The sequence below is a fragment of the Pseudomonas serbica genome, from assembly GCF_028823535.1.
Taxonomy (GTDB): domain Bacteria; phylum Pseudomonadota; class Gammaproteobacteria; order Pseudomonadales; family Pseudomonadaceae; genus Aquipseudomonas; species Aquipseudomonas serbica.
In genome coordinates this window covers 93,397-111,294 of sequence record NZ_JAQIYM010000013.1, presented here as the reverse complement: position 1 = coordinate 111,294, position 17,898 = coordinate 93,397, and the positions used below count along the sequence as shown (strand labels likewise).

General features: G+C 58.8%; 13 protein-coding genes. 11 read left to right on the top strand and 2 right to left on the bottom strand.

The window, feature by feature from the left end:
• Positions 1–53 precede the first annotated feature (53 nt).
• Positions 54–1,109, bottom strand: a complete 1,056-nt coding sequence (locus NQL71_RS21655; protein WP_274643257.1) for a beta-keto acid cleavage family enzyme — start codon at positions 1,107–1,109, stop codon at positions 54–56.
• Between the two features lie 211 nt (positions 1,110–1,320).
• Here NQL71_RS21655 and NQL71_RS21650 point away from each other — a divergent pair, with 211 nt between their 5' ends.
• The 10 genes from NQL71_RS21650 (at position 1,321) to NQL71_RS21605 (ending at position 14,053) form a co-directional block, all read left to right on the top strand.
• A complete protein-coding gene (locus tag NQL71_RS21650; protein WP_274643256.1) occupies positions 1,321–2,343 on the top strand; it encodes an AraC family transcriptional regulator in 1,023 nt (340 codons plus the stop codon).
• 81 nt (positions 2,344–2,424) lie between these two features.
• The gene (locus NQL71_RS21645) at positions 2,425–3,249 is read left to right on the top strand and encodes an SDR family NAD(P)-dependent oxidoreductase (RefSeq protein ID WP_274643255.1); all 825 of its coding nucleotides are present in this window, start codon (positions 2,425–2,427) and stop codon (positions 3,247–3,249) included.
• Between the two features lie 198 nt (positions 3,250–3,447).
• Positions 3,448–5,349, top strand: a complete 1,902-nt coding sequence (locus tag NQL71_RS21640) for a DUF1302 domain-containing protein (RefSeq protein WP_274643254.1) — start codon at positions 3,448–3,450, stop codon at positions 5,347–5,349.
• Positions 5,350–5,384: 35 nt separating this feature from the next.
• A complete protein-coding gene (locus NQL71_RS21635) occupies positions 5,385–6,743 on the top strand; it encodes a DUF1329 domain-containing protein (protein WP_077182633.1) in 1,359 nt (452 codons plus the stop codon).
• 95 nt (positions 6,744–6,838) lie between these two features.
• Positions 6,839–7,915 carry a WD40/YVTN/BNR-like repeat-containing protein gene (locus NQL71_RS21630; RefSeq protein WP_274643253.1) on the top strand — a complete coding sequence of 359 codons (1,077 nt, stop codon included), beginning with the start codon at positions 6,839–6,841 and terminating at the stop codon, positions 7,913–7,915.
• A gap of 28 nt (positions 7,916–7,943) precedes the next feature.
• Positions 7,944–10,442, top strand: coding sequence for an efflux RND transporter permease subunit (locus NQL71_RS21625; RefSeq protein ID WP_077182635.1), 2,499 nt, complete (start codon positions 7,944–7,946; stop codon positions 10,440–10,442).
• A 37-nt stretch (positions 10,443–10,479) separates the two neighbouring features.
• The gene (locus tag NQL71_RS21620) at positions 10,480–12,258 is read left to right on the top strand and encodes an acyl-CoA dehydrogenase C-terminal domain-containing protein (protein ID WP_077183118.1); all 1,779 of its coding nucleotides are present in this window, start codon (positions 10,480–10,482) and stop codon (positions 12,256–12,258) included.
• 40 nt (positions 12,259–12,298) lie between these two features.
• Positions 12,299–13,036: an NAD(P)H-dependent oxidoreductase gene (locus NQL71_RS21615; RefSeq protein ID WP_077182636.1), complete on the top strand. Its 738-nt coding sequence runs from the start codon at positions 12,299–12,301 to the stop codon at positions 13,034–13,036.
• 402 nt (positions 13,037–13,438) lie between these two features.
• Complete coding sequence (locus NQL71_RS21610) at positions 13,439–13,774, top strand: transglycosylase SLT domain-containing protein (protein ID WP_077182637.1); 336 nt, start codon at positions 13,439–13,441, stop codon at positions 13,772–13,774.
• A 129-nt stretch (positions 13,775–13,903) separates the two neighbouring features.
• Complete coding sequence (locus NQL71_RS21605; RefSeq protein ID WP_218639270.1) at positions 13,904–14,053, top strand: hypothetical protein; 150 nt, start codon at positions 13,904–13,906, stop codon at positions 14,051–14,053.
• Between the two features lie 608 nt (positions 14,054–14,661).
• Here the strand turns inward: NQL71_RS21605 and NQL71_RS21600 are convergent.
• Entirely contained in the window at positions 14,662–15,900 is a 1,239-nt protein-coding gene (locus NQL71_RS21600) for an FAD-dependent oxidoreductase (protein WP_274643252.1), read from the bottom strand.
• A gap of 781 nt (positions 15,901–16,681) precedes the next feature.
• Here NQL71_RS21600 and NQL71_RS21595 point away from each other — a divergent pair.
• Entirely contained in the window at positions 16,682–17,863 is a 1,182-nt protein-coding gene (locus NQL71_RS21595; RefSeq protein WP_274643251.1) for an LssY C-terminal domain-containing protein, read from the top strand.
• The last annotated feature ends 35 nt before the right edge of the window (positions 17,864–17,898 follow it).

The window sequence follows — 17,898 nt, the reverse complement described above, 5'->3', positions numbered from 1 at the left end:
GGACTCGCGGGACGCACGCAGAGACGGCTAGCGTGAGCCCCGCAAGGTTCGACTCAGCCGAATTGGGTAAAGCCTTTCTGACCGGATTTGCGGTTAGGCGCGAAGCCGTTCTCGGCCAGCGTCTCATCGGCGTCCTTGTAGAACGTGCCGATTTTGTAGATCTCGCGAGCCTCTTTGCCATTGGCAACTTCGCGACCCATTTCCCGGGAGATGCGCACCAGTTGCTCGATCTGCTCGACATTGCTCATCTTGCGATCACGGCCCTGAGTCCAAAGGTTGTCCTCGGTGCCGCAACGCACATGCATGCCCATGGCAATCGCCATTACGTTCAGCGGCAAGACGTTGAGCATGGCGGTTTCCAGTGTCAGCACCGATCCATCCGGACAGGCACGCACAAAGTTCGCCAGGTTGTAGAGGTTGGGCGCGTCCGAGCCGCCACCAATCGCCACCCAGGTCAGGACCAACGGCACGTTGCAGACGCCGCGACGCATCATGCGCTCGACCGTTTCGAACGAAGGGATGTTACCGAGTTGAAATTGCGTTTGAATGCCATTGGCCGAGAGTCGCTTGATGTGCTCTTCGACCCATTCAGGGCCGGCCGGAATCGTCATCTCGCGGTAGGCGCGATAGATTTCGGGCGTGGCAATGCTGGTGCCGGCAAGATCGGCTTCGCACATCTGCTCGACGATGTTCATCTGGTTGCTGTTGATGGCAATCGTCACCTGATCCGGCTTTGGTGATAGTTCGGCAAGCATGTGACGTGTGTCATCGGATAGCCATTTGGCGACATCGCTGTCATCTTCCGGAGCGAAGGAAATCGAACCGCCGACCTGAATGATCATGTCCGGTACCGCCTCGCGTACACCGGCGATCAGTTCGTTGAACTTGGACAGTCTCTTGGAGCCCTTGCCATCCAGCTCGCGTACATGCAGGTGAAGCACAGTGGCGCCGGCGTTGTAGCAGTCGACCGCCATCTGCACCTGCTCGGCCATGGTGACGGGGATGTCTTCCGGGAAGTCCGAAGGCATCCACTCAGGCGCGTAGGGAGCAACGGTAATGACGAGCTTCTGTTGATTTTCGGGGTGCAGGGATCCGTCTAGAAAGTTCATGCATGTCTCCAATCGGTTGTTGTTTTTATGCTTTGAGGGTGTCGTTGTTGGTGGTGCATAGCTTGTACTTTGGGGCAGCCGGCGGATGTAAACCTCTCATCACGTGCCAAAAACCTTTCATTACGTGCCAATACCAGTGTTCAATCGGTGCCCATATAATCGATTGCAGGCTTTATCGAAGAAGGCAGTCGATATCACGGGAGGAGGTGCGATGGACGCGTTTGTACGGGCTGCAACTCTCAAGAACTACACGGAGGTTGCCCAGAGCCTCGGCCTGAATCCGGGCGAGATGCTGCGTGGCGTCGGCCTGACTGCCGTCATGTTGAATGACCCGGAATGCATGCTGCCGCTGGAGGCGGCACTCAAGCTGCTGGAGTCCTCTGCCGCTCGCTCATCCTGCCCGACCTTTGGCCTGCGCATGGCTGAGGCTCGACGACTCTCCGATCTCGGCGCCATCAGCTTGCTCTTCAGCCATCAGCGCACACTGCGCGACATGCTGCTCACCAGTATCGAGTATCGACACCTGCTCAACCGGACCCTGGCCATGAACCTGGAAACGGTGGGAAACACGGTGCTGATCCGCGATGAAATCATGGCCGAAGCGGGCGTACCCAAGCGCCAGGCGGCCGAACTGGCGATCGGCATCCTTCATCGCACCTGCAAATCGCTGATGGGCAGTCAATGGCATCCGCATAGCATTCATTTCAGCCATGAGGCCCCGGCAAGCCAGCAGGAGCACACGCGATTCTTTCGTTGCCGGGTGGTGTTCGACGCCGAGTTCGATGGCATCGTTTGCGACGCGGAGGATATTGATCAACTCAATCCCCAGGCCGACCCGGCGATGGCTGTTTACGCTCGCCAGTTCATGGACTCGATCGCAGACGCCAGCGAGCACTCGGTGATTTTCGATGTGCGCAAGGCAATCTATTTGCTGATGCCGGTCGGGCGCGCCACCATCAATCAGGTTGCCTATGCCAAAGGCGTCAGCGTGCGAACCCTGCAACGAGAACTCGATGAAGCCGGCCGCACATTTTCCGAGCTTCTGAACACTGTGCGTCGCGAACTCGCCTTGCATTACATGGCAAACAAAAATTATTCCCTGCAGCGTGTCGGCATGATGATCGGTTACGCGGTTCCGACGTCGTTTACGCGCTGGTTTTGCACTGAATTCGGTTGTTCGCCACGGGCATGGCGCAACCGCAGCAAGCAGGCTGGCAACGATTCATCCACCTGAACGGTCGATGTCCCGCCAGGTCAAGGCTCAAGCCCCAAGGCTGGGCGACACTGCGTCTTCCATAAGACGGAGTGTTGCCTCATGAAAATGAATGGTCGAGTTGCCTTGATTACCGGTGGCGCAGGTGGGTTGGGCCAGGCGATAGCCCTGCGTATGGCCAGCGAAGGGGCCAATGTGGTCATTTGCGACATCAACGAGGCGGCGCTTGAAACCACGCGCGGCATGATCGAAGAGCTGGGCGCGCAATGCCTGGCGCTGCGTTGTGATGTCTCGTCGAGCGCTGAAGTGAACGCCATGTTCGACCGGATCGATGCGCGATTCGGCACGCTGCACATCCTCGTCAACAATGCTGCGTTGGTGCCGGACAAACCCCATGATGACGAGCGACGCAAGCGCCATTACGCGCTGGTGACCCAACCGCTGCCCCGTCAGTCGCTGGAGATCACTCGCAACATGGACGATGCAGAATGGAAGCGCTTCTGGACGGTAAACGTCGACGGCGTTTTCTATTGCACCCGCGCCGCCTTGCAGCGCATGGAGCCCCGGGGCTACGGCAAGATCATCAACATCGCCAGCATTGCTGGCATTTCCGCCATGGGCGCGCATAGCCCGCATTACTCGGCAGCCAAAGGTGCGGTTATCGCCTTCACCCGTGCGGTGGCCTACGAGGTCGCCGGCGCCAATGTGCAGGTCAATGCGATCTGTCCGGGTGGCGTCCAGACGCCAGCCTTCGAGCGCTACCTGGAACAGCAATCGCCTGAGGAACTCAGTGTGTTCAAGCAGGTCATGCCGCTGGGGCGTTTGGGCAAGGGCGAGGAGTACGCGGCGCTGGTGTCCCACCTGGCGTCGGACGAGTGTTACCTGGTCGGTTCGATCATCAACGCCGGTGGCGGCACCTACATCTGAGTTTTTCGGGACTGTCTGTCGGACGTCCCGAAATGTCAAACCGATGCCCCGATAAGTCAATCCCGATCACAACGCTGCTCTTAGAGTAGGTTCCGGGACTAGCGCTTATCCATCCGAAGCCTGAACCCCCATTTACCCGTCGTTAGCCGCCAGGTCTGACGGCAAGCCACAACAAAAACAATAAAGGTGTATCACCCGATGAAGAGTCGCAATCTCTGCGCGCGGCGCCAACTGCTCGCCACCGCTATCCTGGCCTCGAGTCTGCCGGCCGCCCACGCTGTCGAGTTGGATATGGGCAGCGAGGACTGGTCCATTCGTTTCGACAACACTGTCAAGTACAACTATGGCGTGCGTACGGAGAGTGCCGACAGGCGCATTCTGGGGACGCCCAACAGCAACGACGGTGATTACAACTTCCGCAAGGGCGGCACCAACATCACCAACCGTGTCGACCTGCTGACCGAACTGGATGTGATCTACCAAAACAAAACCGGCTTTCGTGTCAGCACCGCCAGTTGGTACGACAAGGCTTATGACAATACCGGTTCGAACTCCAACCCGTTCGTGAACGGCAACGATGAATACTCGTCGATTTCCGGTTTTGGCGGGCGTCCGGCGGCACCGGCCATTTTCGGCAGCCCGCACCTGAGCAACTATGCCCAGCGCTACTACAGCGGGCCGTCCGGCGAAGTCCTCGATGCCTTCGTGTTCTACAACACCCAGGTGGGCGACGATTCCCAGCTCAGTATCAAGGCCGGCCAGCACAACGTGTTCTGGGGCGAGACGGTACTCAATCCGGTGCACTCGCTGAGCTATGGCCAGGCGTCCCTCGACCTGGCCAAGGCAGCAGCATCACCCGGTACCGAAGCCAAGGAACTGTTCGTTCCGCGCAACCAGATTTCCAGCACCTTCACCCTCACTCCAGAACTGACCTTCGGCGCCCAGTATTTCCTTGATTGGGAAGGTGCTCGCCTGCCTGAGGCAGGTACGTTCTACAGCGGTTCCGACGTGGTCGGCTTCGGTGCGCAGTCGTTCCTGCTGGGGCATACCGGCGGCGCGGGCCTGGCGGGGCCGAATGGCACCCTGACCACCGTTCGGCGCGGACATGACTACACGCCGGACAATCGCGGTGACTGGGGCCTGATGCTCAAATGGTCGCCCGAGTGGCTGGACGGGACGCTGAGTGCGTACTACCGCAAGACCTCGGACATTCTCCCGCAAGCGGTCCTCGATACTCGGGGCCTGACCAGCGTGGGCGGTGTAGCGGGGCTGCGTAACTCGATCAGCACCGCCACCTATGAATTCGCCTATGGCGATGACATCGATATCTACGGTCTGAGCCTGTCCAAGGAAGTGGGCGGGGTCAGCGTTGGCAGTGATTTGAACATTCGCCACAACATGCCGCTGGCCAGTATTCCGGCGATCATCAGTGCTCCGGGGCCTGGCGGCTTGCAAGCGGGTCTTGGCTTGCTCCCGGCACGTAGCGCGGGTACCGGCGTCATCACCGATGTGCCGCGGAACGGCGACAGCCTGGCCGCCACGGGCGACACGCTGCACTGGACCATCAATGGCCTGGTGGCAATCGCTGACACGCCGCTGTTCGATTCCGCCACGCTGTTGGGCGAGCTGTACTACAGCAACCTGCTGAGCCTCGATAGCAAAAACAAGGCGCTCTACAAGGGCGAAGACACCTATCGCGGTATCGACCAACCCACCCGTGATAACTGGGGTATTGCCGTCAACTTCACACCGACCTGGTACCAGGTGTTCCCCGGTGTGGACCTGAGCGCTCCGATGTCGGTCAACGTCGGTATCGACGGTGTTTCACCTGTGGTAGCGGGCGGCGCGGAAGATGCCGGCAACTACGCCGTCGGGGTGAGCGCTGCGATCTACAACAAGTATTACGTCGACCTCAAGTACGTCGACGCCTTCGGCAAAACCACTGACTGCGACGACGGCGCAAACGATGGTTCGACCCCTAACGCCCTTGACGGTACACAGCGCTACACCTGCTACGCGGGCGGTCTGGCTTCGGCCTCCGGCTCCGGTGCCACCGAGGATCGGGGTGCGCTTTACCTGACCCTGAAAACCACCTTCTGATTCACCCAGCCTCGCGAAAGCAGGAGAACACCAAGATGAAATTCGCCTATACCCTGATGGCCGCTTCCCTGGCCATGGCCCTCGCCGGGCCAACCCACGCTGCTGTCGATGCCTCGGAAGCGGCGAAACTGGGTGCTCAGTTGACCCAGGTCGGCGCTGAAAAAGCCGGTAATGCCGACGGTTCCATTCCTGCCTATCAGGGTGGCTTGACTACCCCGCCGGCCAGCTTCAAGACGGGCGACAAATCGCGTCCCGATCCGTTCGCTTCTGAAAAGCCAGTGGTGGTGATCGATGGCAAGAACGTGGATCAATACAAGGGCCAGTTGACCGCAGTGACCGCCGAACTGGTCAAGCGTTATCCGAGCTTCCGTGTCGAGGTGTTCCCGACCCACCGCACGGCCGCGTTGCCTAAAGGCGTGCTGGACAACACAGTAAAAAATGCCACTGCGGCGCGCTCCACCGAAGGCGGCAACTCCATCGAAAATGCACTGCCAGGCATTCCATTTCCGATCCCGAAGACAGGCGCTGAAGCCATCTGGAACCACTTGCTGCGCTACCAGGGCGTCAATCTTCAAGTTAAGTATGACAACTGGAACGTCGACTCCGCGGGTGTTGCCAGTCTGGCCACGACCGGTATCGCGCAGATCAACTACGCTGCCTATGACGACCTGTCCAAACAGCTGGCGGCCGCGGACACTTATTACCAGACCAAATTGACCTTCACCGGCCCGGCCCGTCGTGCCGGTGAGGCTGTGATGCTGCGCGACTCGGTCAACCCGCTGGTGCAACCGCGCCGTGGCTGGCAATACCTGCCGGGGCAACGCCGCGTGAAACTGGCACCGAGCCTGGCCTACGACACGCCGAACCCGGGCAGCGCCGGGGCCTCAACGTGGGACGACTCCTTTGTATTCAACGGTGCGCTGGATCGCTTTGACTGGAAACTGGTGGGCAAACAGGAAGTGATCGTTCCGTACAACACTTACCGTGTGACGTACCAGAGCGATTTGAAACCGGTAATGACCCCCAACCATTTGGCCCCCGAGTTCGTTCGTTGGGAAAAACATCGGGTGTGGGTGGTCGAGGCGACGCTCAAACCGGGGGCACGGCACATTTACGCCAAGCGCCGCTTCTATCTGGATGAAGACACTTGGGTCGCTCTGGCATCCGACCAATACGATGCCAACGGCCAGCTGTACCGCGGCGTCTACAGCTTCCTCAGCCAAAGCTACGACCAACAGGTGCCGGATGCCTCGCCTTATCTGATTTACGACCTGGTCGGCGGCACCTACAGCGCCGTCGGCTTCCCAGGCCCATACGGCGGTATCAAGTACAGCGAGGCACTGAGCAAGACCCAATGGGCACCGGAATCGCTGGCAGGTGCCGGTATCCGTTAACACCTTCGTCGCTACTGCCGATTGTCAATCGAGCAGTTTTTGCGCCGGGTCGTATGCACGTACCTCCCGGCGCCTTTTTGCCAAGAGGGCGCAACATGGGCTCCTGTAACAAGAAGATCGCGCCACTGGTGCTGGGAATGCTGCTGGGGTTGCTGCAGGGCGGCGCGCAGGCATCGATCTACGTGGACGTGCTGGATCTGCCGGCCCAGACGAGTGCACTGGCAGCGAGCAGCCCCTTGCTGGGTGTTGCCCAGGCGGGGCATCGTCTGGTCACAGTAGGGCAGCGCGGCCACATTCTTTATTCCGATGACGCCGGACAGCACTGGCAGCAGGCCGCCGTACCGGTCAGCTCGGATCTCACGGCGGTGAGTTTTCCGACCGCCACCCAAGGCTGGGCGGTGGGCAACGATGGCGTGGTGGTGCACAGCAGCGATACCGGCGCCTCCTGGACCCGGCAACTCGATGGTCGCCAGATCGGCGAGTTGATGTTCAAGCATTACACCGCGCTGGCGGAGGCTGAACCGGACAACGAACAATGGGCCGTGTTGGCTGCCGACGGTCAACGTTGGATTGAGGAGGGCGCCGACAAACCGTTTCTCGACGTCTGGTTTGCCAACGACAAACTCGGTTATGCGGTCGGGGTTTTCAACCTGATTTTGCGTACCGAGGATGGCGGCCAGCACTGGGTCCCGTTCCAGGATCGCACCGACAACCCGCAAGGGTTTCACCTCAACGCCATCACCTCCACGGGCGATGCGCTCTACATCGCCGGCGAGCAAGGCCTGTTGCTCAAATGGGATGACAACGCCCAACGTTTCGCGGCCGTGCCGACACCCTATCAAGGCAGTTTTTTCGGTGTAGTGGGCCAACCTGGCGAAGTACTCACCTATGGCCTGCGCGGGCATGTGTTTCGCAGCACCGATGGCGGACTGAGCTGGGCCCGGCTCGATAGCGGCCTACAGGTCAGCGTCACCGCTGCCACGCTGGATGCCGATGGCCATTTCCGCCTGTTCACCCAGGCCGGGCACATGCTCATGAGCCGAGGCGGCAATGCCGCGCTGCAATTGATGCCGCAGGCCGGGCAAACGCCGGTCGCCGGTGCAGCATTGGCCGGCAATGGTGCGCTGGTGCTGGTCGGCGGCCGCGGTGTGCGTACGCTGTCCGTCGAATAATTATAAGAATCAGAGTGAGTACCCAGACATGGGCAATTTGAAGCAAGACACCATGCCGGTGATCCGCGAACTGCCGGACTTTGACCGGCACTCCGGCAATCTGCTGGAACGACTGGTATTCAACCATCGCCCGCTGTTCATGCTGCTCATGGCGTTGGCCACCGTGGTGCTGGGCTTCATGGCGGTGACGCGCCTGGAGCTGCGCCCCAGCTTCGAAAAAATGATTCCGCAGAGCCAGCCCTACATTCAGAACTACCTGGAGAACCGCCAGTCGCTGCGAGGTTTGGGCAACACGGTGCGCGTGGTGGTGGAGAACACCCAGGGCGATATTTTCGATCCGGACTACCTGACGGTTCTCAAGCAGGTCAATGACGAACTGTTCCTCATGCAGGGCGTCGATCGCGCCTGGATGAAATCGCTGTGGAGTTCGGCCGTGCGCTGGACCGAAGTCACCGAGCAAGGCTTCCAAGGCGGCGCGGTGATGCCGGACAGCTATAAGGGCTCGCCATCGGACATCGAACAACTGCGGCAGAACATCAGCCGTGCCGGCATCGTCGGCAGCCTGGTGGCCAGTGATTTCAAGTCGAGCATGCTGATCGTGCCGCTGCTGGACAAAACCTCGGCCACCGGCCAGAGCATCAATTACCACCAGTTTTCCCGCCTGCTCGAAGAGCGCTTGCGTGACAAATTCGAGTTCGCCAACGGCGCCGTACACAAGGCCGGGGAGGAGGGTACGGGTCAGTACAAGGTCCGGGTGATCGGTTTCGCCAAGTTGATGGGCGACCTGATCGATGGCTTGATTCAGGTGATGATGTTCTTCGGCCTCGCGGTCATCACCTCGTTGCTGATCATCTACGCCTACACCCGTTGCGTGCGCAGCACCCTGTTGGTGGTCGGCTGCTCGTTGATCGCGGTGGTCTGGCAACTGGGTATTGTTGCCTGGCTGGGTTATGCCATCGATCCGTACTCGGTGCTGGTGCCGTTCCTGATTTTCGCCATCGGTGTGTCCCACGCGGCGCAGAAGATGAACGGCATCATGCAGGACATCGCTCGTGGCACGCACAAATTGATCGCCGCGCGCTACACCTTCCGCCGTTTGTTTATCGCTGGCGTCACCGCACTGTTGGCCGACGCCGTAGGCTTCGCCGTGCTGATGCTGATCGATATTCCGGTGATCCAGGACCTGGCGATCACTGCCAGCATCGGTGTCGCGGTGCTGATCTTCACTTCGCTGTTGCTGATGCCCGTAGCGCTGTCCTACATCGGCGTCGGGCGCAAGGCTGCCGAGCGTGCGCTGAAAATCGACAACCGCGCCGAACACCACAAAGGCTTCGGCAAACTGTGGGATTTGCTCGACCGTTTCACCACGCGAAAATGGGCCACCGGGACCGTGCTGGTGGCGCTGATGCTGGGTGTCGGTGGATTCGTGGTCAGCCTGCAACTGAAAATCGGTGACCTCGACAGCGGTGCCCCGGAGCTGCGCGCGGACTCGCGCTACAACCGCGACAACGCCTACATCACCAGCCATTACGCGCTGTCCAGTGATCAGTTCGCGGTGATGATCAAGACCTCGCCGGAAGGCTGCCTGAACTACAAGACCCTGGTGCTGGCCGACCGACTGGCCTGGAAGCTGCAACAGCATCCGGGCGTGCAGACCACCGTGTCACTGGTCAACGCCGTGCGCCAGATTACCGCGGGCACCTACGAAGGCAACCCCAAGCTGAACAACATCCAGCGCAATCAGGACGTGCTGAACTACGCCGCACAACAGGCCTCGGTCAATGCTCCGGAGCTGTTCAACACCGATTGTTCGCTGATGCCGGTGATCGCTTACCTCAAGGATCACAAGGCCGAAACCCTCGACGCGGTGGTGGCGATTGCCGACCAGTTCGCCAAGGAAAACAGCAGTGACGATCGCCAGTTCCTGCTGGCCGCCGGCAACGCCGGAATTGAAGCCGCGACCAATATCGTGGTGCGCGAGGCCAACCGCACCATGCTGCTGTACGTCTATCTGGCGGTGACGCTGTTCTGCCTGATCACCTTCCGCAGCTGGCGCGCCACGCTGGTGGCGCTATTGCCGCTGGTGCTGACCTCGATTCTTTGCGAAGCCTTGATGGTGGTCATGGGCATCGGCGTGAAGGTCGCGACCCTGCCGGTGATCGCCTTGGGCGTGGGGATCGGCGTCGACTACGCCTTGTACTTGCTCAGCGTACAGCTGCAGTACCAACGCCAGGGTTTGTCGCTATCGGAGGCCTACCGTAATGCAGTGGCATTTACCGGGCGGGTGGTTGGGCTCGTCGGTATTACCTTGGCGGCCGGGGTCATCTGCTGGACGTGGTCGCCCATCAAGTTCCAAGCCGACATGGGCATCCTGCTGACCTTCATGTTCCTGTGGAACATGCTCGGGGCGCTGATCCTGATTCCGGCGCTGTCGTACTTCCTTCTGAACGGTGAACGACGCAGCAAAGAAACGGTTGTCCCGCAAGGTCAAGCCGCAGCCTTCTCTGTCGATACTGGCGAATCCTGAATGTGTAATGTCCAATCTCCAAGCGAGCGATTTCATCATGGCTGACTACAAAGCACCCCTGCGCGATATGCGCTTCGTCCTCAATGAAGTTTTTGAGGTCGCCAAACTCTGGGCCGAGTTGCCTGCAATGGCTGAGACCGTTGATGCGGAAACTGTCGAAGCCATTCTCGAAGAAGCCGGCAAGGTCACCAGCAAAAGCATCGCGCCTTTGAGCCGCGCGGCTGACGAAGAAGGTTGCCACTGGGCGGACGGTGCCGTCACGACTCCGGCAGGTTTCCCACAGGCTTATCAGACTTATGCTGAAGGCGGCTGGGTCGGCGTCGGTGGCGATCCAGCCTACGGCGGCATGGGCATGCCCAAGGCGGTTTCGGCTCAAGTCGAAGAGATGGTCAACTCGGCCAGCCTGTCGTTCGGTCTGTATCCGATGCTGACCGCAGGCGCTTGTCTGTCGATCAACGCCCACGCCAGCGAAGAACTGAAGGCTGCCTACCTGCCGAATATGTACGCCGGTGTCTGGGCTGGTTCCATGTGCCTGACCGAGCCGCACGCCGGCACCGACCTGGGCATCATCCGCACCAAGGCCGAACCTCAGGCCGACGGTTCCTATAAGGTCAGCGGCACCAAGATCTTCATCACCGGCGGCGAGCACGACCTGACCGAAAACATCATTCACCTGGTGCTGGCCAAACTGCCGGACGCGCCAGCGGGGCCGAAAGGGATTTCGCTGTTCCTGGTGCCGAAGTTCATGGTCAATGCCGATGGCAGCCTGGGTGCGCGTAACCCGGCCAACTGCGGTTCGATCGAACACAAGATGGGTATCCAGGCGTCCGCGACCTGCGTGATGAACTTCGACGAAGCTGTGGGTTACCTGGTCAGCGAGCCGAACAAAGGCCTGGCGGCGATGTTCACCATGATGAACTACGAGCGTTTGGGTGTCGGTATCCAGGGCCTGGCCACCGGCGAGCGCTCGTATCAGAACGCTGTTGAATACGCTCGCGATCGTCTGCAAAGCCGTTCACCGACCGGCGCGCAGAACAAGGACAAAGTGGCTGACCCGATCATCGTCCACCCGGACGTGCGTCGCATGCTGCTGACCATGAAAGCCTCGAACGAAGGCGGTCGTGCCTTCTCGACTTACGTGGCCATGCAGCTGGACACCGCCAAGTTCAGCGAAGACGCCACCACCCGCAAACGCGCGGAAGATCTGGTGGCCTTGCTGACGCCAGTGGCCAAGGCGTTCCTGACCGACCTGGGGCTGGAAACCACCGTGCACGGCCAGCAAGTGTTCGGCGGTCACGGTTACATTCGTGAGTGGGGCCAGGAACAACTGGTGCGCGACGTGCGCATCACCCAGATCTACGAAGGCACCAACGGCATCCAGGCGCTGGACCTGGTGGGGCGCAAGATCGTCGGCAGCGGCGGGGCGTTCTACAACCTGTTTGCCGACGAGATTCGTCACTTCACCGCCACCGCCAGCGCTGATCTGGCGGAGTTCACCAAGCCGCTGAATGACGCCGTCACCACCCTCGACGAACTGACTGCATGGCTGCTGGATCGGGCCAAATCCAACCCGAATGAAATCGGCGCGGCGTCGGTCGAGTACCTGCAGACTTTCGGTTACGTCGCTTACGCCTACATGTGGGCACTGATGGCCAAGGCGGCCCTGGGCAAGGAAACCCAGGACGATTTCTACGCGAGCAAACTGGGCACTGCGCGGTTCTATTTCGCTCGCCTGCTGCCGCGGATTCACTCGTTGAGCGCTTCTGTGAAGGCCGGTAGCGAAAGCCTGTACATCCTAAATGCCGATCAGTTTTGATGCGGCACGTATCACGCCATCTGAATATCAAGGAATTACCATGAACGTTTTAATCGTGCATGCCCATCCCGAGCCAAAATCCTTTACCGCTGCGCTGCGCGACCAGGCCGTTGAGACCTTGCAGGCCCAAGGGCATCAGGTACGGGTATCCGACCTTTACCAGATGGACTGGAACCCGGTGGCCAGTGCCGAGGATTTCTCCATCAGAGAGAATCCCGAGTATCTGGTTTACGCGCTCGAACAGCGACGGAACAGCAAAGAACAAACCCTCGCCGCTGATATACAGCAGGAGCTTGATAAGTTGTTATGGGCAGACCTGCTGATCCTCAATTTTCCGATTTACTGGTTCTCGACACCGGCCATTCTCAAAGGCTGGATAGATCGGGTATTGGTGTCCGGCATCTGCTATGGCGGTAAACGGTTCTACGACCAGGGAGGCCTGAGCGGCAAAAAAGCTCTGGTATCCGTGACACTGGGCGGGCGGGAACATATGTTCGGTGAGGGCGCGATCCATGGTTCGCTGGAAGACATGTTGCGCCCGCTCTTGCGAGGGACTCTGGCATATGTCGGGCTGGAGGTGCTGAGGCCTTTTATCAGTTGGCATGTGCCGTACATCAGTGCTGAGGCTCGACAAGATTTTTTGCTCAGCTATCGCCAGCGCCTGGAGAACATCGATGCGGATGAGTCGATTGAGTACCCGCGCTTGAGTCAATTCGATGATCGGCTTTATCCCATCAAACCTATTTCCGTAAAACCGGACACTGACAGGCAAGTCTGAACTAAGCTTTTCCGTGTGCTTGCGGATGCAGGGTCTTGGCCATCCTGGCACGGTTGAAGTCCGGGATGGAGCCGCTGGAACAAGTCAGACGAAAACAACGTGTGAAGCACCGACCCTGCTGGGAATCCGCGATTGGGTCAGACGCCTTACGGTTCATTCCTTCGCACGCTCAGCGCTCATCTTCAACTCCGTTGCGGCGCTCGCATTCACTCTTTTCACCGGCCCGCGCTATGCCGCAACCGAAGCAATGGCACCCCCGGAGTCACCGCAACGTGAGCAACTGACCCTCTCGACCGATAGCGCAATGAAACCGTGGACTGGCGATCTCGACGGGATGCTCGATCGCAGGCCTTCACCAATGATTTCATTGCACGTCACGGTCAGGGAACCGCCATCGGGAACATGATCCTGACGCGTTTCTTTAGAAGCGAAAAATATGTAAAGGCGTCTGTCTCCGAGTCCGAACGCAAGAAATTTATCGCATTGGTTCAGTACTTTCAGCGGTACGGGGACAAATATGACGTGGACTGGTTGCTGATGGTCGCCCAGGGATGCCAAGAATCCCAACTGAATCAGGCAGCCAAGAGCAAGGTGGGGGCCATTGGCGTCATGCAAGTCATGCCCGCCACCGGCAAGGAACTCGGGGTCGGCAACATTGCTGAAGTCGAGCCAAACATTAACGCCGGGATCAAGTACATGCGTTGGATGATCGACCAGTATTATGGCAAGGACCCATGACCAACCTGGACAAGGCCTTGTTCGCATTCGCCTCTTACAATGCAGGTGCGGGCAAGGATCTCGAAACTTCGCAAAGAAGCCGCCCTTCGTGGACTGGATCCAAACGTCTGGTTTCACAATGTTGAGTACGTGGCCGCCGAGAAGATCGGTGCGGAGACGGTTACCTACGTCAGCAATATCTACAAGTACTACATAGCCTATCAGTGGATCATTCAAGCCAACGCGGCGAAAGCCGAGGCTGCGCAGACATTGAAAGACCAGAGCAAAGAGGCGCCTTGATACTGCGAACCATTATCGAGTGTATGCGCCAACCGCACGCTATGCGCAAGTCTATACGTCGACACTACATTCTGTTCGTTCGTGGTTGAATTTGTTGTCGGGGTATAATTCCCATTCCCGTGCGAGCTGGGCTGCCCTCCATCCTTTGCTTGTTTTGCAAATTATCCTCTTCTTTTTGGTCGTGACAGGACGCACCACCAAGACAGATGGTAGCGGCAAGTACAAATATAGGACTCAAATGCTTGATCATCGAATTCTCCACGCTTGGGAAGATCGAGTAGATTCTCTCCATGTAATCGCATCAGGTAAGAGCTTAGTCAAAGCTAGGGGATACTTGTAGATTTGCTGCCCAATAGTCGGACCAAGCTGATTTTGTCTAAATTGCCTTAATGACTGGGTGATTGCTTTTGGCCGGTAAATGCCGGCCACCAACGTCCGCTTCTGGCCGATTGTTGCCCATCCCAAAGGGCGACAATCGACCCATAGCTGCCAGTCATGCTCGAAGCAGCAGCCCGAGGTAAACATCATTCGGAAAACTCGCGCATGGGTATGCCAGTTCACGGCAATTACCTATGCGCGAGTTGAAAGGTGCAATTGCTTCAGCATTTTCAATCAACAGGATTGAGTACCGCACGCAAAAGCGCTTGCGCCTCGCTGGTGACGCCTTTGCTGATTAGCTTCTCTGGCAAGCTGGAGTGATCAAGGAAAAGATCACGCAGACGATTCAAAGGGGCTGGCACACCGTGATAAAGACGCCCAAGGAACCGAGCGAACGCCGTAGTCTGATTGGTGTAGTTAACGCGTTGGTCGTCATACCGTCGCAGCCCGATCTCCAGCGCCTTGGGGTCGCTGAGGTCGCGCCCTCGCAGATACTTCGCAAGGAAATAACCGTCTTCAATCGCCATTCCGGCACCGTACGCAGCGTAAGGAGACGTCGGATGAGCGGCATCGCCCATGATTGTCACGCGCCCATTTGACCATTGCTTGAGTGGATCTCGATACTTCACTACCCAGCGAAACAGATTATGCGAGGTATCCGTGGCCTCAAGGATCTGCGGCACAGGGTAGGAAAATCCGTTAATGCGTTCACGTACGTAGGCAGCAGGATCTGTCGGCTCAACCTGGTTCTCTTCGCATTTTTCGACGAACCACCATTCAAAGCAGTCCTTGTCCTTGTATCGAAGCGGTGCGTAGCCCATCTGATAGGCGTGGTTGTGCTGGATGACGATTTTTTTGCGCTCAGGCCCCTGAAGTTCGCACCAGCCCAGCCAGACTGCGATGCCAAGGTGCTTGAGTTCTGAGGCTCCCCACAACTGCTCGCGCACTTTTGACTGTACACCGTCAGCGCCAATCACAAGATCCGCGTCGTAAGTCCGTCCTTCTGCAAAGTGAACAGTCACGCCCTCGGCATGTTCCTCGTAATGGCTGAAGGTGTGGTTGGGTACGACCATGTCTGCCGGGGCCGCCGCAAGCAGACGCTCATAAAGTTCGGAACGCATCATTCCGGATTGCCAACCGGTTACGCCGGCCTGTTTCAACAAGTCCATATCAATGTCAAAGTTGACCCTTACTCGTCCATCGTAACGGCGAAACTCTGGAAGGCCAGCAGCAAAAATATCATCCACCTGTACACCCAAACTGCGCAGGATGACGATGCCGGTGGCATTAAGAATAATTGCGCCACCCAGAGGTCGCAGTTCGGGATGTCGCTCGAAGACCTTCACCGAAAAACCTGCCTGGTGCAAAGCCACACCCGCAGCGATACCGCCAGGACCGGCGCCGATTACAGCCACGCGCTTGCCTTTGATGCCTAAGCTGGTCGGTGCACTGACGTTGGATTCACTCATCTTGGAATACCTCGCTTTTGTTTTTATCTGTGCGCTGCTGTTGCGAGCGATAACGCATTGCGAGATACCTTAGCGACCCTCGTATTGGCAGCGCCAATCGCATACTTCGTTATCAGGCATCGTAAAATGCCATACCAGGTATCTAGATTTATCGTTTGTCTTGTGAACACGAAGCCAATGGTTCTGGATTTGAGGCGATATCTTTTTTCCATTCCTGGCTTGATACCCGCCTTCCGGACTGACTGCTTCTGGCCGATTGCCGCCTGTTACGATGGACAGCAACCGAGACAAAGCTGACGGTTACGAAAGTCAGAAATCGACCCAGGCTGTGTGAAAACGTCCTAAATACTGTCGGGAGTTTCTTGCATTGGCGCTGGGAGGTCTCAGCGGTGCCCGGCAGCAGCGTGCCGAGAGGGGCGGAGCGGGAAAGGGCAACCATCGACGGCGCTGGAGCCATCGGCGACGAATCACCTGCAGAAGCCGAAGCGGCCTGCTATCGATAGTTCGACTATTCTTCCATGGCGGGCGAAACCCACCCCAAAAAGCCAGCGCAATTCCCGGGGCGGTTCCTGATGAAAAGCTGCGACGTAGAAACCAATGTCCGTAGTAGCTACGGATTACCTAGGCGCGCCAGCGACGATTGGTAAAGCTCAGTTGATGAGGTTGCGCGATGCATCGCATGGTGAGACACGTTCTCTCAGCAACGGCCGTCGCAGCGGCGCTCGCTGGCTGCGCCTCTCAGCCTCCGCCGACGGCGAGCCTTGACTACAAGAGCAGCGCCGTGACACGCAGCGATGGTGGCTTGCGCGTGTCGACCGCCGTACTCTCGGCCGCCGAAAGCGAGGCGGTCTACGGCGTGCCTCTGGCGAATAGATCGATACAGCCGGTCTGGGTCGAAGTCAAAAATCAGGAAGACCGCGCCTACTATCTGCTTTCGCCGGGCCTCGATCCAAATTTCTTCCCCGCATCCGAGGCGGCCGAAGCATTTTTCTCAGGGGCCCCGCTGGACGAGCGGACTGCGCTCGACCGGCACTTTCGTCGGCTGGCCTTTCGCAACCCTGTCGCACCTGGCGCGACAACCTCGGGCTTCGTGTTAACCAATCTCGACGAGGGGTTCAAGTTCGTTAACCTCGATCTGGTGGCAGACGGGCGGTCGAGGCATTTCTCTGTCCTGGCCATCGTTCCGGGCCTGCGCACCGATTACCACATCAGTGAAGTGTTCAGGCAGGGCATCTATCCGCCCCAGGACATTGTGAACTACACGGATGACGCCAGCTTCCAGGCGGCGCTGGAGGCTCTGCCATGCTGCGTCACCAACGAGGAGGGTTCCAGGAACGGCGATCCGCTGAACCTCGTGGTCGTCGGCGGGCTCGATGATGCCTTTCCCGCATTCGCACGTCGCGGCTGGCGTGGGACCGAGGAGAAGTGGTCGGGGTCGATCATGAAGGTGGTCAATTCGGCGCTTTCCGGCGAGCGCTATCCCTATGCGCCGGTGAGCGATCTCTATCTGTTCGGGCGGGCTCAGGACCTTGCCTTGCAAAAGGCGCGTGACAACGTCCACCAGCGCAATCACCTGAGGCTGTGGCTGAGTCCGATGCAATACCACGGCAAGCAGGTGTGGGTCGGACAGATCAGCCGTGATATCGGCAGCCGGATGACCGTGCATACCGCGACGCTGACCACGCACAAGATCGACCCTGACGTCGACGAAGCGCGCAGTGCGCTGACACAGGATATGGCGTATTCGGTGACGCTGGCCAAATTCGGTTTTGTGAAGGGGGTAGGGGCCGCGCCCCAGAGCGCGCCGCGCGAGAACCTGACGACCGATCCTTACTACACGGATGGGTTGCGCTGTGTCCTGGTATTCGATCAGACGCACACCTCCCTGGCGCAAATCGAATTCTTTCTATCACAGGGCATCTACGAGAATGGCGGACAACCACCGGGGCGGGTCAAGCCATGAGCCGCTTGCCATTCGCGCCTCGCGCCAGGGGTTCT